Below are 21,044 nucleotides of genomic sequence, written 5' to 3'. Positions count from 1 at the left end.
AGAGCGAGTTATGAACTCGCCCTTTTGAGGATGTCTTTTTTATGGATTAACTTTAGAATTGAAGATGTTTCCGGCAGGAGTTGTTTCGAGAACAACAGCACTCTTTCTAGCATTTCTATTTGAGTCAATTGTAATGAGTCCAGTGACTCCTTGAAAACCCTTTGTCGCAGCAATCGCGGCATTGAGGGCCTTAGGATCTGTTGAACCGGCCCTTTTAAGAGCATCGGCTACAACGAGAATGGCATCGTATCCAAGAGCGGCCATGGCCCCTGGCTTGTTACCAAAAGTTGCTGTGTAGTTTTTTACAAACGACTGAACGAGTTTATCACTATCATCTGCTGCAAAGTGAGAACTAATGTAGTTACCTTTAACAGCATCTCCTGCAAGTTTTTGAAGGTCTGGAGAGTCCCATCCGTCACCACCAAGGAATGGAAGATCAATTCCCATACTACGAGCTTGCTTTAGGATAAGACCTGCTTCTGTATAGTATCCTGGTAGAAAAATAACATCAGGCTTTCTTCTTTTTACTTTTCTTAGAAGTGAGCGAAAGTCTGTGTCTTTTTGAATGTAAGAGAACTCATCAGGAATGATTTCTCCACCAAGTCTTGTAAATTCTTTTTTGAAGACACGAGCTAGACCTTTTGAATAGTCTGAAGAAGTGTCGATGATGATAGCGGCTTTTTTCTTTTTAAGATTTTCTGCTGCAAATTTCGCCATAACGACACCTTGAAATTCGTCAGTGAAACAAGTTCTTGAAACAAAGTTTCCAACTTGTGTGACTTTCTCATTTGTCGAAGCGGGAGTAAGAAGAGGAATTTGTGCTTTCTGTGCAATAGGTGCACCAGCGAGTGTATTTGTTGAAGCAACAGAGCCAATAACGATTGATACTTTATCAACTTCAATAAGTTTTTTTACTGCTGAAGCCGCATCAGTCGGCTCACTTCTGTTATCTTCGCTAATGATTTTAATTTTCTTTCCAAGAACACCTTTTTTGTTGATGTCTTTTAGCGCAAGCTTGATTCCGTTTAAGCTTTCTTGACCATAAGTAGCAATGCCACCTGTCATAGCAAAAACAGTTCCGATTTTAATTTCAGTTTCTTTCTCTTGTGCATGCGCTTGACCAATAATTGAAGGCATTAGCAGCGATGACAATAAAAGAGTTTTCCCTAAAAACTTTCTCATTTTCCCTCTCCTTGGATGTTTAAAACATATAAAGTTTAGGAAAGGGAGATTGCTTTGTAAAGGTTTTCTCTTTAGAAATATTAGCTATTTATAAATCAACGAGTTTTCTCTCACATTCAAGAAAGGCTCAAGCCCAAGGGCCTCTAGCGCACTTAATTCTTCGAGTGATCCATTTTTTTCAATCCACTTTCTAAGCGAATCTGTACCGTTAATTAAATCAATGGCAATTTTATCAAATTCGTACTCGTATGGTTTTTTATTCCATTCAAACTTTTCGCCAAGTTCATGATAGAGCTCTCGCATAAGCACCTGACCAAGTCTCCATGTTTGCGCCTTTGAATTTTCTGTTAGGTGGATATGAAGACCGCCACAAGGAGAGCCCGCGTGCTTTTGGAATGTCGGCATAAAAACTAGGGGTCTAAGAGAAATTCCTTCAAACTTAGAAAAGAGATCAGCTCTTTTATCTAAAAACTGGTAGGGACCAAGAGCTGGGTGACCAACGACTTCTAATGACCTCGTTGTACCACGACCTTCTGAGATATTTGTTCCCTCAAAGAGAACGGTTCCACAAAATGTGAGACTACTTTGTGGGGTTGGAAGATTGGGCGAGGGGTTGATCCAATCTCTCATCGTTTCAATCCAATGCATTGATCTGTTCCAGTGTTCCATTTGTACGATTTCAAGATCGACATCGATCTTCTGCTGCTCTTTTGCAAAGAGAGCGACTTCGGCCATGGTCATTGCGTGGCGTTGAGCAATGGGAAGTACGCCAACAAAAGATTCGTAACCCTCTTGTAAAACAGTTCCTTCGATCATTTGTCCACCAACGGGATTGGGACGATCGAGAATGACGAGGCGAATTCCTTTTTTTGCACAGGCCGCCATTGTATAAGTCATTGTTGAGATATAAGTATAAACGCGAGTTCCCACATCCTGAAGATCTACGATAAAAGTGTCGATTCCCTCGAGCATCTCGTCAGTTGGAACTCTTGTCTCACTGTAAAGTGAATAGACTGGTAGTTGGAAAAACGGGTGAATATAGTGGTCTGTTTCGACCATATTGTCTTGTACATCACTTACGAGTCCATGTTGTGGACCGAAAATTTTTTTTAGGCGATCACCAAAAACTTTTTTAAGACCGATGATACCGATATTGTAATTTCGATCAACTGAAGCACTGTGGCACAAGTAGGCGATATTGCCTTTAATTTTACTTTGTTCTTCTTTTGAATCTAAAAGACGTTCTAGTCCAATAATTGTCGAGGACACGTTTAACCTTCCTTAGTTAATTTGGAATAATTGTAGGGTCTAAGTTACGAAGAGTCTATTATTTCAAAGATTTGTTGACCTGCAAAGCGGGAGAACTTATTCTATTTGAAAGGCAAATCAAGACATGGCAAATAAAGTAAATATCGTATTTATAGATGATGAAGAAGATATCCTCGATCTTGTGGATATTTATTTGAGCCGTATTACCAATTTAAAGATGCACTACTTTACAACGATGGATCAGGCCGAGCAGTTGATTCTCAATGAGTCTGATCAATTAAGTTTAGTGGTATGCGATATTGGCTTTTGTGATGACGAAGAGCTTTGTAGTGATGGAATCGACTTTTTACGACGTATAAGGTCGCACGGCTCTAATGTTCCTTGGGCCTTTTGCTCAGGCTATTCCAATAAAAAAGAGGAGCTTTTAAGCGATTCTGATCTCAATGTGACCTCATTTTTAGAAAAGCCTTTTTCTAAAAAAGAACTCCTAGAATTTATTTACCGACACGTTTCTAAATAATCTTCTTAATTTGGCAGTGAATATAGACAAGCTCCTTGCGTTAAGGCCAAAATGAGCTGTAGAGATAACACACGGAGAAATTAATGAAACAATATTTAGACTTACTCAAGGACGTTAGTGAGAATGGTAACGATCGTGGAGATCGCACAGGGGTTGGAACGCGCTCTGTTTTTGGAAGACAAATGCGCTTTGATCTATCGCAGGGGTTTCCTCTTGTGACGACGAAAAAAGTTCACCTTCGAAGCATCATCCAAGAACTCCTTTGGTTTTTAAAAGGAAGCACGGATAATAATTGGCTCACAGAGAGAAAGGTTTCTATTTGGAATGAATGGGCCCTTGAAAATGGTGACCTCGGTCCAATTTATGGAAAGCAATGGCGCTCTTGGGCCGGTCCTAACGGTGAAGTTGTTGATCAGGTCACAAACCTTATCGAACAAATTAAAACAAAACCAAACTCACGCCGATTAATCATCTCTGCGTGGAATCCAATTGATCTTCCTGATGAAACAATTTCCCCGCAGGAAAATGTTGAGAATGGTAAAATGGCCTTGGCCCCTTGTCATTGTCTTTTTCAATTCTTCGTGGCCGATGGAAAACTTTCTTGTCAGCTCTACCAAAGAAGTGCGGATCTCTTTTTAGGGGTTCCTTTTAATATTGCCTCTTACTCTCTTCTAACTCATATGATCGCCCAGCAATGTGATCTTGAAGTTGGAGACTTCGTTCATACTTTTGGCGATTGTCACTTATATCAAAATCACTTAACGGATGAGATTGTATACGAACAATTAAAAAGAGAACCACGTGCTCTTCCAAAGCTTGTGATCAAGAGAAAACCAGATAGCATTTTTGACTACGAATTAGAAGATTTTGAATTTGTAGGCTACGAACCACACCCAACGATTAAGGCGCCAATAGCAATATGATAATTTCGATGATTGTAGCGAAAGCTCAAAATAATTGTATTGGCAAAGATAACCAGCTCCCATGGCGACTTAGTGGTGATTTGAAAAATTTCAAACGAATCACAATGGGCCATCATATGCTGATGGGTAGAAAGACTTTTGAATCAATTGGAAAGGCCCTGCCTGGAAGAACGAGTTTAGTTCTCTCTAAAACGGCCACTTTTTCAGATGAAAATCTTTTTACTTTCGATCACATTGAAAAGGCCATCGACTTTGCCCGTGAGCGAGGAGAGAGCGAGTTTTTTATTATCGGTGGTGCTGGAGTTTATGCTTCTTTTTTTGATTTAGTCGATCGACTCTATTTAACTGATGTTCACGCTGATGTGGAAGGAGATGCCTTTTTCCCTAAAGTTGATCTTTCATCTTGGCGACTTGTCCAAGAGAGCTTTCAAGTGCAAGATGAGAAAAACTCCCATCCTTGGACATTTAAAATTTTAGAAAAATAAAAAAAAGGCCAATTTTATTGGCCTTTTTTTATAAGATCTTTACACCTAATTTCATGAGTGAACTTGAGACACTCAAAAGAGGCAGGCCAATAATTGAAGAGTGATCATTACAATCAATGCTCTCAAAGAGAGCAATTCCCATTGTCTCCAATTTATAGGCTCCACAACTCCATAGTGGCTCATCCTTAGTAACATAGGCCTCAATTTGTTCTCTTGTTAACTCTCTCATCTTCATTGTCGCAACAATTGTGTGTTCGATTATTTGTTCATTTAAAACAATAGTGACACTTGTAATGAGCTCGTGTGTTTGACCTTGAAGCTTTAAGAGATGATCGATAGCTTTTTCTTTTGTTAAAGGTTTGTTAAATATTTCACCTTTAAAGTTTAAGACTTGATCGCCGGCAATAATGATATCGTTTGGATATTTCTCTTTTACTTTGAGAGCTTTTTGCTTTGATAGTTCAATTGAAACTTCTCTTGGAGTTAGCCCTTGGTCTTTGATGGCATCTTCATCGATATCAGGAGAAAAGCATTCAAACTCAAGGTTGAGCGTTTCAAGTTGAGCTTTCCTAAAGGCCGAGGAACTCCCTAAGATAATTTTTGGCATCAATATTCCTTATTTGTTATTTGCGTTCATTTCTTATACTAGGAAAATAATTAACAATCTTAGGGATTGACGTCAATATGCTTGAGAGAAATTAGGAAATAGCGGATAATTTCTAAATAAGAGGTGAAAATGAATAAAAAGACGGACTTTCCTTACTTGCATGGCTTTAATCAAAAAGAACAAGATCGACTTCGAATGCAGTCACGTTTTACAGAGTATTCTGTCTATCAAGGAATTAATTTTTCTGGCGTTGAAAAATTACTTGAAGTTGGATGTGGGGTTGGTGCCCAAACGGAAATTCTTCTTAGAAGATTTCCCGATCTTCATGTAACAGGAATTGATCGTTCAACGGCACAACTTCAAACGGCCACGGATTATTTAAACACCTTGCCTTATGCAAAGGATCGTTTTGATCTTCTTCAAATGGATGCAACCAATCTTAATTTTGCGCAGTCTCAATTTGATGGCGCTTTTCTTTGTTGGGTCCTCGAACATATTCCTGATCCTGCAAAAGTCCTCTCAGAAGTTAGAAGAGTTCTTCGCCCAGGGAGTCGTGTTTATATTACGGAGGTTCTCAATTCATCGTTTTTTCTAGAGCCTTATAGTCCGAATGTTTGGAAGTATTGGATGGCCTTTAACGACTATCAATACGACATGAAAGGTGATCCTTTTATTGGCGCAAAGCTAGGAAATATTCTTTTACAGCAAGGCTTTAGAGATATTAAAGTTGAAACTAAGACGTGGCACTTAGATAATAGGCGCCCACAAAAGAGAAAAGAGTATATCGATTTTTGGCACGAACTTCTTCTTTCTGCCGCAGATCAATTACTTGAAAAAGAATATGTTGATGAGCAGACAGTAGAAAAGGCCAAAGATGAGTTACAGCAAGTGGCCAATGATCCAAATGCTGTGTTCTATTATTCATACATTCAAGCAAAAGCTACAGTTTATTAAATAATGTGGGCCTTCAGCTTATGAGGGCCCTATTTTAAAGTTAATGTTTTGTATTTTCCACTAAGCCACATCTCAACATCGCTTTGATAATACTTCGAAAAACGACTACCACTAACTCCGCCCGCTAGAACGGTTTGCATTTCTTTTGTACTAAGGTCACTAATCATACGATAGCTCGGGCAAAAACTTGATTGTCGACCGTGAGCGCGATAGACGGCTCCTTGTACGATTGTTGCTCGGTTTCCTTCGATTTGGATTTCCTTAGAGTCAAAGCCTAAAAACTCGGGAAGAGCTCCATCAAAAAAGATATTGGTCATTTTTAATTTATTCACTTGACCCCAAGGGAGAAGTTCATTCTCTTTAAAATATTCGACTGTCATTTGAAGCGCGTTTAAGAAAAATTCCTTTCTCGACTTGTTCTCAAACCACAAAGGATTCTCGTTAAAAATTAAATCATCAAAATTCTTGTAGTAATCGACAAACAGAGAACATTCAGTTTTTAAATATTGAAATGACTCTTCTGTTAAAAAAGACTCTGTAAAAACACCTTCAAGAAGGAGTGAATAAAACTTTTCAAAGAAAACAGCTTCTTTAGATTCTTTGTTATAGCGTAAATCCCAAAGGAGGAGATTTTTAAAATTCTCATCTTCTAGATGAATATTTTCTTCTTTAATAATATCGATAAATTCTCGGGCCTGAATGGAAACCAGATCATTTTGAATGATTTGCATCTTTTTACTATCTAGCGGTTTCATTTGCTCTAAAAGCTCTTCGATTCGCCTCTTTCTATAATCACCCATAGGCATATTGATGGCGCGAGCGGCCCCTTCAGAGTGAATATAGTTATTAGCTGTTACGATCATTTTCTCGAATGGATTTGTAAAACGAGAGAGTCTGTTAGCTTCGTGGATTCCTTGCCACTGTTCTTCCTTTTTGTATCCAAGACTGACGCAAAGACCTGAACCTTTTCGCACAGGAAGTCTTCCTGATTGCTGATAACCGATATTACCCATATTGTCCGCGACTAGCCAATTGCAGGAGATGGTCACTTTAGAGGCAACGTTTTGAAAGTCTTCGACTGTTTTACAAGTAAGGAGATTTTTAATGGCACGCAGAGAATCGGCGGCACCATCTTTATAACAACTCCATGCATAGGAGAGGTAGTGACCTTTTGATAAAATAGGGTTTGTACCATCACACTCTAATACGCCATTGTCAGTTTGACGGATAAAGAACTCAACATCGTGATGCGATTTTCTTTTAATCATTTCTCGTCTCATCTTGAAGGGAATAAAAGCATCTTCACTGCGATAAGTATTGGAGCGAACTTCTTCAATGAAATAGTCAATCATATCCATAAAGCCATAGGTGAAGCCAAAACTAAGATGCTCTGTTCTTCCCATGATAAGCCCTGGAACCCCTGGCATGCTAATTCCGCAAAAACTCTCAAGCTCTTTTACATTGGCCGAAAATTCATACCAAATAGCTGGAAGGCGATTACACTCAAGATGTGGATCATTACATTGAATAGGAGAGTTTGAGCTTGAAAGTTCCCCTGAAATGACCCAGTTATTCGAGGCCATTATTTTTGGAAGGGCCTTTAAAAGGCGAATCTCTTTAGGAAGAGTTCTCTCTTTTATTCTTAGCTTCTTTATAAGGCTGACCTTACTTTGATCAAGCTCATCGAGATGAGGAGAGAAAATGGATTTTAATTTTTCTAAATCAGCATTTTCTTTCACGAGTTCTATGATGAGTTTTTCAATATCTTGTTGTGTTTGTGCAAGGCCTACATAAGACATCACTTTGATGGTAGAAAGAGTATCTTCAGGCTCCCATTTTTTAGGATTGTGACCAATGAGAATAAACTCTAGAGGGCGTCTATTTGTTTCTTGAAAGTAATTAACCCCTTCACAATAGTCATTGAGGTACTCAAGTTCGTCATGAGAGAGTTTTGAGACTTCTTTTTTTGCTTCGTGGGAAAGACCAAGTTGTCGCATAAAGCAATCAATCGAAAAAGTTTCATCGTTATCTTTAAAGCGTTCGCTAAGTTCTCCCTTGCTGATAATACGAAGCATTTCCATTTGAACAAATCGCTCATGAGCATGCAAATAGCCAAGGCCGTATGAGAAATCATTCTGTGTTAAAGCTTCAATGTGGACTAGGCCTGTTTCTTGATTTCTCTCAAAGAGAATTTCATTTCCCAGTCGATTCAAACTAAAGGTTTTTTTGATTTTCATGCGTTTTCCTCTTTTGCAACACTTCTGTGTCACATTGAATATATTGGCCTTGAGTATGAATGAATTTTAATGCTTCAATCGGGCCATGTCACGGAATTATGGTCACTAGGAACTGTTGATTAAAATAGTCAAAATAGGAGAGGGATATGGAAAAGCATCTTATTGTCATTGGTCATAGTAATGAAGATTGTGTGGCCATAGGAAAAGAATTTGATGGATATGAATGTCATTTCTATAAGGCCTCTACAATTGAGGATGTTTTCTCATTTATCCATTCTAAAGTCATCGATATGATTATTTGTGATTACAACTGTGCCTATGAGTTTCATTTTGATTTAGCGCGATTGCTTCATGAGAAAAGTTACGACATTCCGGTCGTCTTTTATAATGCAAAGAAACTCTATGAAAATCATGGGACTTTTTCAATTGAAGGAAAACCCATTTGCCAATTTAGCGATGTTAGTAATGTTATCTCTAAGGCCTTTGTTAACAATTTAAAGGCCCACGAAAAGCTAATTAATCCAACGATTATTTATGCAGATGATTCCGATGACAACCATCTTCTCATGGAAGTGACTCTTAAAGACCTTGGGCCCAATATCGTTCATTCGTTTACCGGCAAGGATGCACTTGAAGATTATAAAGAGTTGTTAGGTCAAGGAAGTCCTATTGATATCATTATTCTTGATTTGGATATGGGTGAGCTTAATGGATTGGAAACCTGTCGGGCGATGAGAGAATATGAAAAGGATAACGGTTTATCTCCAAGGCCTATTGTCGCTTTAAGCGGGGTTGAAAAAGAGAGATTTTATCATATGTGTGGACCACAAGATGGCTTTGATGCTTATATTTATAAGCCCCATATGCGTGAAGAGATTCTCTCGACAATTAAAGACTGGGCCTAGGCCTGAAGCTCGCGATCTAGAAGTTCGACTTCTTTGGCGATGATCTCTTGGCACTTTACGGAAAGTTCTGTGATATCATCGTGTGTAAGTCCTTTAGTCGATATGGGATCGAGAACTTTTGCGACGATCTTTCCACTTTTAAATTTCGTTAAATTTAAATTTGTATGGTATGAGCTAATGGCCACTGGAACGATGGGCACTTGGGCCTTTATCGCTGTGTAAAAGGCACCCTTTTTAAAACGCTGAACACCGCGACCTTTTGATCGAGTTCCCTCTGGCATTATCCAAAGAGAAGTCTTATTGGCCTTAAGAGCTTCAACGGCACTGTCCATCGTTGCCCAGGCCTTGGAACGATTCCCTCTATTGATGAGAACATTTCCTGCAAGCCAATAGGCCAGACCGAAAAAAGGAATCCAAAGAATTTCCTTTTTTCCAACGCTCACTGTGTTTTTAGGAACAATACGTCCTAGAGGAAAAACATCGAGGTTGTGTTGATGGTTAGAAATATAAACAGTTGGCCCATTTTGATTGAAGCCTTCTTTATTTCGTAATTCTAGTTTAATATTGAGAATGATGAGTCCCAGAGAATAGAACCTAGCAATCAGCCATGTGTTTTTTGGGTTTTTAGGGCGAACCAAACCAATGAGGAGTCCTAGGATTCCAAAAAGAACGGTAAGTATTGCAATAAAGAAGATTCGAATTAAATAGATCATCGCTAACAATCCTAGGGTTATAAGAGCGAGATGCCAAGTGCTCGGAGCATAGATGAACAGAGAAGTTTTGCGAAAATTAGCTAATAGACTTAATGCATTCCGCTATAGTCTCTATGCTCCTCTATACCCTCTAACAAGATATTTCTTTAAAAAGGCCAGAAGTCGCTCTCTAAGCACATTAAATGAGCTGATCAACAATTCAAACCCTTCTAAAAAGGTCCTAATCGTCGGTTGTGGGGATGGTCAGGATTTGGAGTTTTTAAGATATGATCACCATATCTATTTAACTGACTTTTCAAGGGTCATGCTCGATAAGGCTACGACGAGGGCCAAAGGTTATGGATTTTCTCATATCCATGCAAAAACCATGAGTGCTGATGATCTTCAATTTGAAAATGATAGCTTCGATGTTGTGATTTTAAATCTCATTATTACTGTTGTCTCTGATCACGAAGCGGTCGTAAGAGAAGCTCGTCGAGTACTTAAAAGCGGTGGACTCATTAGCGTTTTTGATAAATCAATTGACTCTAGAAGACCTGGTCTTTTTATTTCTATCATTAATTTCTTCACAACACTCGTTGCCACCTCGATTAACGTTTATCTCGATGGCATCTTTAAAAAGTTCAATCTTGAGATTCTAGATAAGAGAAATCTTCTTTTAGGTGGTCTTTTTAAGTCTTACCTTTTAAAGAAGTCTTAGTTAATGAAGCCGAGCATTTTTTAAATCTCTTTGAATGAGTTTTTTATCAATATAAGTCTGAGTAACCTTGGCATCATTATGATTGAGATAGTCTCGTACTAAGAGAAGATCCTTTGTTCGACGATAGAGATTTGTTGCACAGGCCTTTCTAAAACTATGTGGTCCAAGCTCACTTGTTAGTCCAGCCTTTTTAAAAAGATTCATCAATTGGCGATACATGGCCCTGGTACTAAGGGGACGAAGGGAGTTTCCACTAAAAAGATATTCACCCAGAGTCTTTTTTTCATGGGCCAAAAGAAGTTTGTAAATCTCATTGAATTTCATCAAGTAGAGATCGTGTCGATACCCTCCTTTTCTGATAACTGTGATGCACTTATTCTTTTCATCGAAATCACTAAATTTTAACGAACAAAGTTCACTAATACGAAGCCCTCCAAAGTAGAGAAGCGAAATGGCCAGTTTTTCTCTCACTCGCCAGGCCGACTCTCGAAGTGCCACCCACTCTTCTACATAGAGCATGCGCGTGTTTTTTACATCGGCCTCTTTTAACTTAAGCCCATGTATCTTTGGTCTTATGGGAATCTCTTTAAAGCGCTTTTCTTTGTGTGAATAGGCCTGATTGAGAAATTCATAGAAATTTTTAAGGCTTGATAAGTGTCTTTTTTGTGAACTTATGGCCAAGGGACGCTGCTCGATAATTTGAATTTTTTGCTTTTTAGTCTTTTTGAGTAAGAGAAGGCGACAAAAATTGACTAAAAAGAGAGCCATTTTTTCTTTTAGTGAAAGAGTTTTTGTAATTGTGCCACCATGAGTGAGGAAATTCTTGTACTCCATGATGTCATCCTGATCAACGGCATCGATCGTTTTATTAGTTTGAAACTCAAACCACAAAATAAATTTTCTAAGATCAGCTTCGTAATTTTTGATGGTGTGCTCAGATTTATTCTGTCTTTTACAAGCGTGTAGATAATTTTCAAACCACTGCTGATTTTTTTTATTAAGAGAAATTCTTTCGTTCATTTTGGTCATGAATCCTTTCATAATTTTTTTAAAAAACCGATACCTTGGCTAGGCCCTTTCAATTTGCGTGAATCCTCGCGCATCGATGTCTTATAATTTATATTATATGAAAAAAAATGTCCATAACTTACTGAAATAAAAGAGAAAGTCCATAAATGGGTCTAGAATCGATTCTAAGGAGTAGTCCTTGGTCTAACCTAGGGGAAATTGCCATAATTTGTTTGGCATTAAGGTTTTTGCTAAAGACGACGAAAAGAGTAGGGAATAGGAGTTGTAAATGAAAAGAAATCTAGCTTTTGTCACCCTCGTTACTCTAACTTTGACATCGTGCTCTACGCATCAAGATTTTTCATGGCGTGGGCCTGCCAGTGTTCATAAGAATAAATTATTTGAAATTCTCGATGAAGTTCAAGTGACTCTTAGTAGAGATATGGGAGCTCGTGAGTGTCACGACTCAATTGAATATTACTGGAAGAAACTTTATGAGTTAGATTCAAAAACGGTTGCACTACAGTCAATGAGTCCAGAGGATATGGATGAGTACATACGCTCTTCTTTCTATATACGACTTGGAATCAAGGAGAGACTCAAGGATCTAGAGCGAGAGACTAGTGATGATAAGAAATGTTTAGTTTCTATTAAAAGGGCCTTCATGGCCTTGCGTTACGTTGAAGATTATTTAATTGAATATAGTTATCAAAATGAGCACAAATCTGATGATCACTTTGTTACTTTAACTGGTGATGGAGGCCATTTTCTTGTCAATCCTAAGTACTCTGGATTCAAAAGCTGGCAGGATTTAAATGGTGGAGATGTTCTTCTTTCAAGAGGGAACGCTTTTTCTTCTGCGGCCATTGCTCGTATTGGTCAGACTGATACTCAGTTTTCTCATTTAAGTCTTGTCCACAAAGAGAAAGATAAAATTTTTACATCTGAGGCGCATATTGAGATTGGAAACGTTGTCGCGCCAATTGATGTCCACTTAGAACAAAAGAACGCAAGAACAGTTGTCTTTAGGCATAGCGATAAAAAGCTTTCAGAGTTAGCGGGAAAAATAACTTTTAACCACGTTAAGAAGGCCCAAGTTGCTGGTAGCAATATCGAGTACGACTTTGGAATGGATTATAAAGATGAGTCGAGACTATTTTGTTCTGAGGTTGTTTACTTTGGTTATAAGCACGCTTCAAAAAAACTTGGAATGGAAGAAGTTGATATCCCTGAATATAAGACTCGCTTTAACAAAGGACTTGTTCCTTTTTTACGAGATTTAGGAATTAAAGTAACCAAAGAGAGTGTTTCATCGTTTGATACGTTTGGACCAGGAGACATTCAATTTGATTCGCGCTTTGATATCGTCTCTGAATGGAGAAACCCAAAGAAACTTAGAGATTCACGCTTTAAAGACGCCATTTTAACAAAACTCTTTCTTTGGATGGAAGATGAGAATTATCGCTTTCACCCAACCGTTGGAACGAAACTTATGTCTCGCTTTTCAACTCTTGCAAGAAAGAGTGATACAATGGTTAAGATTTTGAAGTGGAAATATCTATTAAATAGAGACATCTCGAAGGAATTTCCAAAAAATATGACGGCCAAACAAATGAGACTCTTTCTCGTTCTAGATGAAGTTGGAGAATATTTTTACAAAGAGTTAGATCAGAAAGAAAAGGCCAATAAGGCGCCTTTAAGTCTAGGTGAGATGTTTGATTTCTTAGATTCGCTTAAAGAGAAAGATTACAAGGCCTGGAAGAAGTATCATAAGAAGAGAATTCTTGGAGGCTTCATCGCACCAGCAAAACCTAAGTTTCACAATGTTTTTCATCCATAAAAAAGCTCTCCTTAGGGAGAGCTTTTATAATATTAAGGTAATCTTTTATAAGCTTCTTTTGCTCTTTCAATTTCTTTGTCCGTTGGACGTAGTCGAATTGAAATGTAACCCTCTATAACTTTATTTTCGTTAAAACATGGAAAGACAACCGCCTTAACCCAATAAATTCTTCCAAGACGACCACGATTTTTTACAAAACCTTCCCAAATCTTACCTGCTTTAATTGTCTTCCAAAGGTCTTCGAAGGCCGTTTTAGGCATGTCTGGGTGGCGAATGATATTGTGAGGTTTGCCAACAAGTTCACCATTTCCATATTGAGCAACACTGTAGAATTGATTATTGGCAAAGGTAATGACACCTCTTGGATCAGTTGCAGAAATGAGAATATCATTTTCTGTCATACGATATTCATCTTCTCTTTCATTAAAGCGATTGTTGTTTGTATAATCACTCGCTTCTATGGCCGGTTGTAAGCGATCAATTGGATCGATTCCTTGATTAATTAGATTGTTAAACTTCATAAGACGAAGGAGGTTATCAAATGTATCTCCGATCGTTTTAAGTTCTAAGAGTTCATTGTTAACAGCAGCTGTTGTTTGTTCGAGAGTGTTAAAAACGCGAATTGAGCTATCAACCTCATCTTTAAAGTCACTTGTTAAATGCTTTACTCCCGTCATTTCTTTCAATGTCGTTTGAACTGTCGTTAAGCTTTCGCCCATCTTTTCATTAGATCTTCCAACACTTGAAGAGAGATCTCCGATGGCCTCACCAACTTCAACAAGAGTTTGTTGAATTTCTTCATTGGCCTTTTTTGTTACCTTAGAAAGTTCTTTAACCTCTGTGGCGACAACGGCAAAACCCTTTCCTGATTCACCCGCTCTTGCCGCTTCAATCGTTGCATTGAGCGCGAGGAGATTGGTTTGATCAGCAATAGAGTTAATCTGTTTTAAAAGTTCATTGATATTATTGAATTGATTTTCAAGATTTTTCATTTGATCTTGAACTTCATTTAGTTCTTCACGAGTCACTTTGGTACTTGAAGTTACTTCATCTACTGAAGAGGACATTTTATCAATAGAGTGTTGAATCTGAGTCAGTCCGTCTTGAAAATTGTTGAAGGAGTGAATGCTATTTGTGATTGTCGACTGTTGGGCCGAGAGATCTTTTTGCATTTTCGATGAAGTATTTGTGATTTCAGTTCCTGCACCAAGTACCAGAAGCTGAAACAAATCTTCGGGATTAAAATCTTCCATGAGTTTTCTCCAAAAGGTCATTTCTAAATTCTCTTCTATTTTCCACGAAAATGAAAAAAGATAAAGGTGTTTTTTGTCACAATTTCAAGAAGATAGCTTTGATATTAACAAGATGTGTAATGACAAATAAAAGATTTTCAATAAGTTAGTGCCTATACCAAACTAAACAACTTTATTATTTCATCTTTAATGCCGAAGAGTAGGTACTAATAAGATTGGAAATGATGAAAAAGAGAAAGGATGACTTATGTCTGAGATGAAACATTTACGTGTTCCTAATTTAGAGCACAGAAATTTTCGAAATGATGACTTTTGGAAAGAGATACCCGCTTGGGCAAATGTGAGTAGAGGGGAGTTCTCTGATCACTTATGGCAACAGAAAAACGCCATTAGAAAAGTAGAACAAGTAAAGAAGATATTGGGAGATAAACTAGACGATGCTTTCTTACAAGACATCATGGATGCTATGCATGTTGTCCCAATGAATATTCGTATTACTCCTTATATTTTTGCTCTTATGGACTGGAAAGATCCAGCAAACTGCCCTCTAAGAATGCAGTTTCTTCCAATCAAAAGCCAGCTTCTACCAGATCACCCATTTCATATGGCCGACTCTCTCGCTGAAGATGCAGATATGCCGGTTCCAATGCTAACGCACAGATACCCTGATAAGGCACTTTTCTTACCTACAACGATTTGTCCGGTTTATTGTTCTTATTGTACAAGATCGAGAATTATTGGTGGTTCAACAGAAACAGTTGAAAAAGAAACATACGGGGCTAACCAGAAAAAATGGGACGATGTTTTTGAATACATTGTTAAAACACCACAGCTTGAAGACATCGTTGTCTCTGGTGGTGATGCTTATATGCTCACACCAAAACAAATTCGCTATATTGGTGAGAACCTTTTAAAAATACCTCATATTAGAAGAATTCGTCTTGCAACAAAAGGGATCGCGATCTTTCCAATGAAAGTCTTAACAGACGATGCTTGGGTTGAAGCGGTTAGTGATATAGCTAAGCTTGGACGTGCTTTTGGAAAACAAGTTGTTATCCATACACACTTTTCTTCAACAAAAGAAATTACAAAGTGGTCACAAATGGCCATGGATCGCCTTTTCTCTCTTGGAATTATCGTTAGAAACCAGGCCGTCCTTCAGGCCGGTGTTAATGACTCAATCGAAGAGATGGTCCAACTTACAAGACAAGTGAGTTATATGAATATTCAACCTTACTATGTTTATATGCACGACATGGTGCCTGGTTGTGAACACCTTCGTACAACGCTTAAAGAAGGTGAGGAAATCGAAAAGGCCGTGCGTGGAACGACAGCAGGCTTCAATACTCCTACATTTGTTTGTGACCTTCCTGGCGGAGGGGGGAAGAGACACGTTGCTTCTTACGAATACTATGATGAAGAAAATGGGATTTCTGTATGGAAGGCCCCTTATGTAAAACCGGGTCAGCATTTTGTTTACTATGATCCAATCCACAAGCTCTCATCAGAGGCGCAAGAACGTTGGTCAGATGCCAATATTAGAAAACAAATGGTAGATGATGCATTAAAAAAAGCAGGAATTAAATAGAAATAAAGGGCCAGGCAACTGGCCCTTTTTTTATGATTCATTCTGTAAAAAATTGGGGGGTTTTACAGAAATTGTCGTCTTCACAATTTATGTGAAGAAACTATGAAATTGAATTGATGATGACAATCTAAATTGAAATTATTACAGAGGCCGACTTCGGCCCCTGCAATGAGTCGAGCTAGAGGCCCGCAATAGAGAGATTAGAAAATACGATTTTAGGCATAAAAACAGTACCCATAGAGTTTGAGTGAAGTTTATCACCAACGTGAGTAATGTCATTAAGGGCCTTAAAGAAGTTACCTGAGAGTGTGACTCCTTTAACAACTTTTTCCTTTTTTCCATTTCGATAGAGGTAACCACTAATAGGAAAAGAGAATTCTCCACTAATAGAATTTGCCCCTGAGTGAAGACCTTGTATCTCTACGATTTCAAGATGGTCCATTTGGTTAATTTCTTCTTCTTTTGTTGAACCGAGATTAAAAACTTTATTAGAAAAACTCACATTGAGTGATCCTCGAGCTGAGCGAGCTGCGTTGTGTGTATTTTTCATCTTTAGCTCACTGGCCGTCTTTGAATTTTGAAGAAGACCACAGTATTGACCGTTTTTAATAAGCTCTGTATCACTTGTTTCCATACCTTCGCTATCAAAACTTTGGTTATTGAAGCCACGTTCAAAGTGGGGACGATCAATTAGTGAAAGTTCTGGGTGAGCGATCTGTTCGCCTAATTTTTCAAAAAGAGGGTTCTTTCCTTCAATTGTTGATTCTGCTGAAAAGATATTAGAGAAGACACCAAAGAATGAACTGAAGGTTCTAGGGGAGAAGACGATATTGTATTTTCCCGTTTCAACTTGCTCACCTTTTAAAAATTCACTAGCGTGAAAGATGCTCTCATCAACGAGATGATCGATGTCAAGGTCGCTAAAATTTCTTTTTACAGAACCTTCATAGAAAGAAGTATTCTTTCCCTCTTCTTGCATAAGAACAGAAGAAGTTGCAGAAAAATAGCGAGAGCTCTCAGAGCGAAAAGCCCCATTTGTATTCATATAAAACCAAGTCGAAGAACCTTCGCTAAGTCCATTGTACGGTGAACTCTTAACTCGCGAATCTCTTTTCTTTGGAAGTGACTCAAGTTTTAAGCACATTTCAATCATTTGTTCGGCATCGATTGTTTCTTTTGAATTACAGGCCGGATTATTTTCGTGCTTTTCACTTTTTTCACAAATAATTTTTTGATGAGGGTCTTCTTTTGAAAAAGATGCGTAATCAATGGCCTGCTTAACCATGATTTCTAGAGAGTCATCATCAATGGCCTCAGAGAAGCTCGTTCCAACACGCTCATTTTTAATGATACGAACGCCGATAACGGCCGAAGAGGATACTTCATATTTTTCTAGCTCACCATCGTGCGCTTTAAAGGAAAGACTCTTTCCCTGATCAAAAATAACATCGCCAGTGGCCTTATTTTTTTTTATGAGATCAATTACTTTTTGAAGAATGATTTTTTGCTCTTTCATTAGGCATTCCCTCCAACTAGAATTTCATCAACTTTTAGGGCCGCCTGTCCAACTGTTACAGGAAGGGAACCACTAGAACTTCCACACATTCCCGCTGCCATGTCCAGATTATTACCAACCATTGAAATCTTTTGGAGAGTTTCTGGACCTGTTCCAATAAGTGTTGCAGATTTTAGTGGGCGATCAATTTTTCCATTTTTAATGAGATAACTCTCTTGAGCGGCAAAGTTAAATTCTCCCGTTCCTGGATTCACTGATCCACCGCCCATTTTCTTGCAATAGATTCCGTGATCAATTGTTGAAACCATTTCTTCAAGAGAATAATGCCCAGGTTCAATATAAGTATTACGCATACGACTTGTCGGAGCGTATCGATAGTTTTGGCGACGTCCTGATCCGGTTCTTTCAAAGCCCGTTTTCATAGCACCAACTTTATCAACCATGAAGCTTTCAAGTTTTCCGTCTTTAATAAGTTGAGTCTTACGAGTCTTCATTCCCTCATCATCGATAGTAAGAGAACCCCATGCATTTTGAATGAGTCCATCATCAACGGCACTTACGACAGGATTGGCAATCATTTGGCCCATCTTATCGTGAAAGACAGAAGCTTTTTTAGCGACAGATGTCGTTTCTAGAAGGTGACCGCAGGCCTCGTGAAAAATTACTCCACCAAAACCATTGTCGATAATAACTGGAAGCTTTCCTCCTGGACATTCATCGGCCGTAAGCTTTAAAAGGGCCTGTCTTGCTACCTCTTCTCCTAGAGCTTGTGGATTGACTCCTGCCGTGAAATCCCAGCCCATCAGAGCCCCAGGGCCTTCAAAACTTGAGTTCTGCTCAGCTCCATCCTTAGCGATAGCACTTGCAAAGATACGCGTATAGTGTCTTTCATCACCAATGTGGAGACCTTCAGAGTTGAAGATTTCAATTTGTTGATGTCTTTGGAGTGATCCTGCGTCTAGTTGAACAATTTTTTCACTTTGATCTCTTGCGGCCTTATCAACTTTCATGAGGTAGCGAACTTTTTCATCTAGGAGAATGTCGTTATTAAGTCCATGAAGTGTAGGGTGAATATTTGTAAATTGCTCGAATGAGAAATTGGTTGAATTAACGCGTGGATCTCTTCTATCTTTTGCACAAAGAGATTTTACGATAAATTTTAATTCTTCTTTACTCGCCTTGTTTGTGTGTCCATAAAGAACTTTCGTTCCAAAGAGTAAGCGTACACCGACACCAAAAGAAATTCCCCCTTGTAGGTTATTTACTTTTTGATCGAGAAGTTGAATGTATTGGCTTTGATTTTTTTCAATGAATAATTCACAAAAATCAGCACCTAGCGAGAGACCGTAGTCAATCACATCGCGAGCGGTTTCTTTCGTTATCATAGGATCCTTCTTTTAAAGTCGATAGATCGTTTGTTATTTTGATCGTTAATAAAAATCTCAAGTGGTCCATAGAGATCTCCTGCCCATAAGAGATCATCTTTCATCTGGGCAATTTCACTATTATCCATTGTTTCCTCTTCACTGCCAAGGAGAACAAGATCGCCAAGTAAAGTCTTATTATCGTGGTCTTTGCCAATTAAGATTAATTTATAAGCACAACGCTTGAGTTCAAATGTAGGGAGGATTTCAGTGAGTGAGAGCTTTTTCATTTTCACTGAATAGGTACTGGCACTAATTTTCTTGTGATAGGTGTGTGCGTAGCGAACTCTTCTTTTGAAGACATTGAGCTTTTCGCTAAAAAAGTGACAAATCAATTGAACTTGGGAATCAGTAATTTCGATATCGAAAGTTTCTATTTGCCCTTCAATGGCGGGAACTTTGAGACGAATATTGTCAGCACTGGCGCTGAAAGTGAAGAAAAAGAGAGACCAAAAAACTAGAAAAGCGTTCATCTTTACGTCCTTGAAAAGAGTCATTTAAATAATGCTATCTCTTTTATTTAGATCCGTAAAATTTAGGCGGCCTGTTGTGGTGTTTTTTCTCTTCTATCTGATGATCTCTTTTGAGCAATCCCTTCAACTCTTTCAAGAAGCTCTGGGTGTTTTTTAATAATTTCAAGAAAGTCAGACTTCTCAAGCTTGTAGAGGTCACAGTACGTTTGCGCTCGAACGTTAGCACTGCGCTTGGTCTCTTTCAAAAGGGCTATCTCGCCAAAAAATTGTCCTTCGTGAAGATTGGCAACAACGCTTCCGTCTTTTAGAATAACTTCTGCAACGCCATGTCCAATAATATACATTTCGTGTCCAATTTCACCCGTGTTGATGATCGTCTGTCCTGGAGAATAATACATCTGCTCAAGAGCGCTAGCGACATCTTTTAAGCAGGCCTGAGAGCAACTCTTAAAAAGAGGAACAGTTCTTATGAGCTTAATATTCATATAAGTCATAAGTTCTTGCTGAAGTGCGTGAGGTAATTCAGAGATGATGCGATTGTCATTATCTGTCAAACGCTTTTCAAGAAGGTGATTATAGTAATTAAAGACGGCCCCTTGAACGCGATCAGGGACGTTGTAATATTTCATAAGAGAGTTTAGATCTCCCATTTTCTCTCTTGCCTTTTCTTTATAGCGATCGGCATCGGAAATCATTTTGGCCACATTACCAATAACAACCCCGTAAACCCCAACTCCACAAATCATAATGGCCATCGTGAAAAGTCGTCCCGTATTGTTAACCGGAGTTACATCACCGTAACCAATTGTCGTTAACGTCGTTATTGTCCAGTAGAGAGCTTCGATATAGCGTGTCGTATTGTCTGTATCTTGCGAGGGGTGAATTAAAACCCACATACAAGAGATAAAGTGAACCGCAACCATACTCATCACAATGAGAAATTGAAACTTAACTCCCTTTGGAATAAGAGCTATTCCTCCAAGGAGATTAAAGGCCTTTGCAATTCGAACAAAGCGGATAAATCTTAAAAGGTAGAAGAATTGATATCCATGAGAAAGCCCCATCTTCATGGCAATAAGGTCATAAGGCAGGGCCGCTAAAAGCTCGAGGGCCATTGTCATTGACCATATGATCTTTTCATTCTTTGTTTTAAATGGAGTGGGCGATTTGAACTTTGAGCGAAATTGATAAATAAAATCAATGGCAAAGAAGCTTGAAATAAGAAGATCGCTTAACAATTGCCATCCCTCTGTTCTTTGTTCGAAGGTAAAGCTTAATGCTGCTTCGATAACAGTGTAGGTAATCGCCCAAAAAATGAGACCTTGCCAGATAATTTCTGCTCTTGAAAATTTCTTTTGATTAATCATACGCCCTAGATTGTGAAAAACACAGTTGATGCCCATGAAATCTATCGGCAATTCACTAATTTTCTTGAGTCCTAGAGCTT

The 21,044-nt window shown here is 38.5% G+C and carries 19 protein-coding genes and 1 pseudogene; 8 read left to right on the top strand and 12 right to left on the bottom strand.

Annotated elements, in window-relative coordinates:
• Window positions 1-39: 39 nt before the first annotated feature.
• Window positions 40-1,182: an ABC transporter substrate-binding protein gene (locus tag HBN50_RS07410; RefSeq protein WP_273868986.1), complete on the bottom strand. Its 1,143-nt coding sequence runs from the start codon at window positions 1,180-1,182 to the stop codon at window positions 40-42.
• Between the two features lie 84 nt (window positions 1,183-1,266).
• Window positions 1,267-2,451 carry an exo-beta-N-acetylmuramidase NamZ family protein gene (locus HBN50_RS07405; RefSeq protein WP_273868985.1) on the bottom strand — a complete coding sequence of 395 codons (1,185 nt, stop codon included), beginning with the start codon at window positions 2,449-2,451 and terminating at the stop codon, window positions 1,267-1,269.
• A 124-nt stretch (window positions 2,452-2,575) separates the two neighbouring features.
• Between HBN50_RS07405 and HBN50_RS07400 the strand changes: the two genes are divergently transcribed.
• The 3 genes from HBN50_RS07400 (at window position 2,576) to HBN50_RS07390 (ending at window position 4,379) form a co-directional block, all read left to right on the top strand.
• The gene (locus HBN50_RS07400; RefSeq protein WP_273868984.1) at window positions 2,576-2,971 is read left to right on the top strand and encodes a response regulator; all 396 of its coding nucleotides are present in this window, start codon (window positions 2,576-2,578) and stop codon (window positions 2,969-2,971) included.
• An 83-nt stretch (window positions 2,972-3,054) separates the two neighbouring features.
• The gene (locus HBN50_RS07395; RefSeq protein WP_273868982.1) at window positions 3,055-3,894 is read left to right on the top strand and encodes a thymidylate synthase; all 840 of its coding nucleotides are present in this window, start codon (window positions 3,055-3,057) and stop codon (window positions 3,892-3,894) included.
• Window positions 3,895-3,902: 8 nt separating this feature from the next.
• Window positions 3,903-4,379: a dihydrofolate reductase gene (locus HBN50_RS07390; protein WP_273868981.1), complete on the top strand. Its 477-nt coding sequence runs from the start codon at window positions 3,903-3,905 to the stop codon at window positions 4,377-4,379.
• Window positions 4,380-4,407: 28 nt separating this feature from the next.
• On the opposite strand, the gene HBN50_RS07385 is transcribed toward HBN50_RS07390, so the two are convergent.
• Window positions 4,408-4,986, bottom strand: coding sequence for a Maf family protein (locus HBN50_RS07385; RefSeq protein WP_273868979.1), 579 nt, complete (start codon window positions 4,984-4,986; stop codon window positions 4,408-4,410).
• 129 nt (window positions 4,987-5,115) lie between these two features.
• On the opposite strand from HBN50_RS07385, the gene HBN50_RS07380 reads away from it, so the two are divergent.
• Complete coding sequence (locus HBN50_RS07380) at window positions 5,116-5,940, top strand: class I SAM-dependent methyltransferase (RefSeq protein ID WP_273868978.1); 825 nt, start codon at window positions 5,116-5,118, stop codon at window positions 5,938-5,940.
• A gap of 29 nt (window positions 5,941-5,969) precedes the next feature.
• On the opposite strand, the gene HBN50_RS07375 is transcribed toward HBN50_RS07380, so the two are convergent.
• Window positions 5,970-8,177 (bottom strand): penicillin acylase family protein, encoded by a 2,208-nt coding sequence (locus HBN50_RS07375; RefSeq protein ID WP_273868977.1) that lies wholly within the window; start codon window positions 8,175-8,177, stop codon window positions 5,970-5,972.
• A gap of 146 nt (window positions 8,178-8,323) precedes the next feature.
• Between HBN50_RS07375 and HBN50_RS07370 the strand changes: the two genes are divergently transcribed.
• Window positions 8,324-9,082, top strand: coding sequence for a response regulator (locus HBN50_RS07370; protein ID WP_273868976.1), 759 nt, complete (start codon window positions 8,324-8,326; stop codon window positions 9,080-9,082).
• Here HBN50_RS07370 and HBN50_RS07365 read toward each other — a convergent pair.
• Window positions 9,079-9,795, bottom strand: coding sequence for a 1-acylglycerol-3-phosphate O-acyltransferase (locus HBN50_RS07365; protein ID WP_273868975.1), 717 nt, complete (start codon window positions 9,793-9,795; stop codon window positions 9,079-9,081). The two genes, HBN50_RS07370 and HBN50_RS07365, sit on opposite strands and share 4 nt — an antisense overlap.
• A gap of 52 nt (window positions 9,796-9,847) precedes the next feature.
• Between HBN50_RS07365 and HBN50_RS07360 the strand changes: the two genes are divergently transcribed.
• Window positions 9,848-10,495 (top strand): class I SAM-dependent methyltransferase, encoded by a 648-nt coding sequence (locus tag HBN50_RS07360; protein WP_273868974.1) that lies wholly within the window; start codon window positions 9,848-9,850, stop codon window positions 10,493-10,495.
• Here HBN50_RS07360 and HBN50_RS07355 read toward each other — a convergent pair whose 3' ends face one another.
• A complete protein-coding gene (locus tag HBN50_RS07355) occupies window positions 10,496-11,515 on the bottom strand; it encodes a tyrosine-type recombinase/integrase (protein ID WP_273868973.1) in 1,020 nt (339 codons plus the stop codon).
• A gap of 277 nt (window positions 11,516-11,792) precedes the next feature.
• Between HBN50_RS07355 and HBN50_RS07350 the strand changes: the two genes are divergently transcribed.
• Window positions 11,793-13,343 (top strand): YiiX/YebB-like N1pC/P60 family cysteine hydrolase, encoded by a 1,551-nt coding sequence (locus HBN50_RS07350; RefSeq protein ID WP_273868972.1) that lies wholly within the window; start codon window positions 11,793-11,795, stop codon window positions 13,341-13,343.
• Window positions 13,344-13,375: 32 nt separating this feature from the next.
• On the opposite strand, the gene HBN50_RS17605 is transcribed toward HBN50_RS07350, so the two are convergent.
• Together HBN50_RS17605 and HBN50_RS17600 are read right to left on the bottom strand one after the other, a co-directional pair.
• Window positions 13,376-13,864: a PAS domain-containing protein gene (locus HBN50_RS17605; protein WP_443135169.1), complete on the bottom strand. Its 489-nt coding sequence runs from the start codon at window positions 13,862-13,864 to the stop codon at window positions 13,376-13,378.
• A gap of 111 nt (window positions 13,865-13,975) precedes the next feature.
• Window positions 13,976-14,410: pseudogene (locus HBN50_RS17600) on the bottom strand (methyl-accepting chemotaxis protein); the annotation flags it as partial.
• A 433-nt stretch (window positions 14,411-14,843) separates the two neighbouring features.
• Here HBN50_RS17600 and HBN50_RS07340 point away from each other — a divergent pair.
• Entirely contained in the window at window positions 14,844-16,184 is a 1,341-nt protein-coding gene (locus tag HBN50_RS07340; protein WP_273868970.1) for a KamA family radical SAM protein, read from the top strand.
• 178 nt (window positions 16,185-16,362) lie between these two features.
• Here HBN50_RS07340 and HBN50_RS07335 read toward each other — a convergent pair whose 3' ends face one another.
• The 4 genes from HBN50_RS07335 to HBN50_RS07320 form a co-directional block, all read right to left on the bottom strand.
• Window positions 16,363-17,700: a TldD/PmbA family protein gene (locus HBN50_RS07335; protein WP_273868969.1), complete on the bottom strand. Its 1,338-nt coding sequence runs from the start codon at window positions 17,698-17,700 to the stop codon at window positions 16,363-16,365.
• Complete coding sequence (locus HBN50_RS07330) at window positions 17,700-19,085, bottom strand: TldD/PmbA family protein (RefSeq protein WP_273868967.1); 1,386 nt, start codon at window positions 19,083-19,085, stop codon at window positions 17,700-17,702. Before HBN50_RS07330 ends, HBN50_RS07335 begins: the two co-directional genes overlap by 1 nt.
• On the bottom strand, window positions 19,082-19,597 hold the full coding sequence (locus tag HBN50_RS07325; RefSeq protein WP_273868966.1) for a hypothetical protein: 516 nt from the start codon (window positions 19,595-19,597) through the stop codon (window positions 19,082-19,084). The genes HBN50_RS07330 and HBN50_RS07325 overlap by 4 nt, the downstream gene beginning before the upstream one ends.
• A gap of 62 nt (window positions 19,598-19,659) precedes the next feature.
• A complete protein-coding gene (locus tag HBN50_RS07320; RefSeq protein WP_273868964.1) occupies window positions 19,660-21,000 on the bottom strand; it encodes a cyclic nucleotide-gated ion channel in 1,341 nt (446 codons plus the stop codon).
• Window positions 21,001-21,044 lie beyond the last annotated feature (44 nt).

Source organism: Halobacteriovorax sp. GB3 (assembly GCF_028649655.1).
Taxonomy (GTDB): domain Bacteria; phylum Bdellovibrionota; class Bacteriovoracia; order Bacteriovoracales; family Bacteriovoracaceae; genus BSW11-IV.
This window is presented reverse-complemented; position numbering and strand designations above follow the sequence as displayed.

Excerpts from the sequence above, each read along its gene's own strand:
- HBN50_RS07410 (WP_273868986.1), bottom strand. The coding sequence starts at position 1,182 with ATGAGAAAGTTTTTAGGGAAAACTCTTTTATTGTCATCGCTGCTAATG.
- HBN50_RS07400 (WP_273868984.1), top strand. The coding sequence starts at position 2,576 with ATGGCAAATAAAGTAAATATCGTATTTATAGATGATGAAGAAGATATC.
- HBN50_RS07395 (WP_273868982.1), top strand. The coding sequence starts at position 3,055 with ATGAAACAATATTTAGACTTACTCAAGGACGTTAGTGAGAATGGTAAC.
- HBN50_RS07390 (WP_273868981.1), top strand. The coding sequence starts at position 3,903 with ATGATTGTAGCGAAAGCTCAAAATAATTGTATTGGCAAAGATAACCAG.
- HBN50_RS07385 (WP_273868979.1), bottom strand. The coding sequence starts at position 4,986 with ATGCCAAAAATTATCTTAGGGAGTTCCTCGGCCTTTAGGAAAGCTCAA.
- HBN50_RS07380 (WP_273868978.1), top strand. The coding sequence starts at position 5,116 with ATGAATAAAAAGACGGACTTTCCTTACTTGCATGGCTTTAATCAAAAA.
- HBN50_RS07375 (WP_273868977.1), bottom strand. The coding sequence starts at position 8,177 with ATGAAAATCAAAAAAACCTTTAGTTTGAATCGACTGGGAAATGAAATT.
- HBN50_RS07370 (WP_273868976.1), top strand. The coding sequence starts at position 8,324 with ATGGAAAAGCATCTTATTGTCATTGGTCATAGTAATGAAGATTGTGTG.
- HBN50_RS07365 (WP_273868975.1), bottom strand. The coding sequence starts at position 9,795 with ATGATCTATTTAATTCGAATCTTCTTTATTGCAATACTTACCGTTCTT.
- HBN50_RS07360 (WP_273868974.1), top strand. The coding sequence starts at position 9,848 with ATGAACAGAGAAGTTTTGCGAAAATTAGCTAATAGACTTAATGCATTC.
- HBN50_RS07355 (WP_273868973.1), bottom strand. The coding sequence starts at position 11,515 with ATGAACGAAAGAATTTCTCTTAATAAAAAAAATCAGCAGTGGTTTGAA.
- HBN50_RS07350 (WP_273868972.1), top strand. The coding sequence starts at position 11,793 with ATGAAAAGAAATCTAGCTTTTGTCACCCTCGTTACTCTAACTTTGACA.
- HBN50_RS17605 (WP_443135169.1), bottom strand. The coding sequence starts at position 13,864 with ATGAAGTTTAACAATCTAATTAATCAAGGAATCGATCCAATTGATCGC.
- HBN50_RS07340 (WP_273868970.1), top strand. The coding sequence starts at position 14,844 with ATGTCTGAGATGAAACATTTACGTGTTCCTAATTTAGAGCACAGAAAT.
- HBN50_RS07335 (WP_273868969.1), bottom strand. The coding sequence starts at position 17,700 with ATGAAAGAGCAAAAAATCATTCTTCAAAAAGTAATTGATCTCATAAAA.
- HBN50_RS07330 (WP_273868967.1), bottom strand. The coding sequence starts at position 19,085 with ATGATAACGAAAGAAACCGCTCGCGATGTGATTGACTACGGTCTCTCG.
- HBN50_RS07325 (WP_273868966.1), bottom strand. The coding sequence starts at position 19,597 with ATGAACGCTTTTCTAGTTTTTTGGTCTCTCTTTTTCTTCACTTTCAGC.
- HBN50_RS07320 (WP_273868964.1), bottom strand. The coding sequence starts at position 21,000 with ATGGGCATCAACTGTGTTTTTCACAATCTAGGGCGTATGATTAATCAA.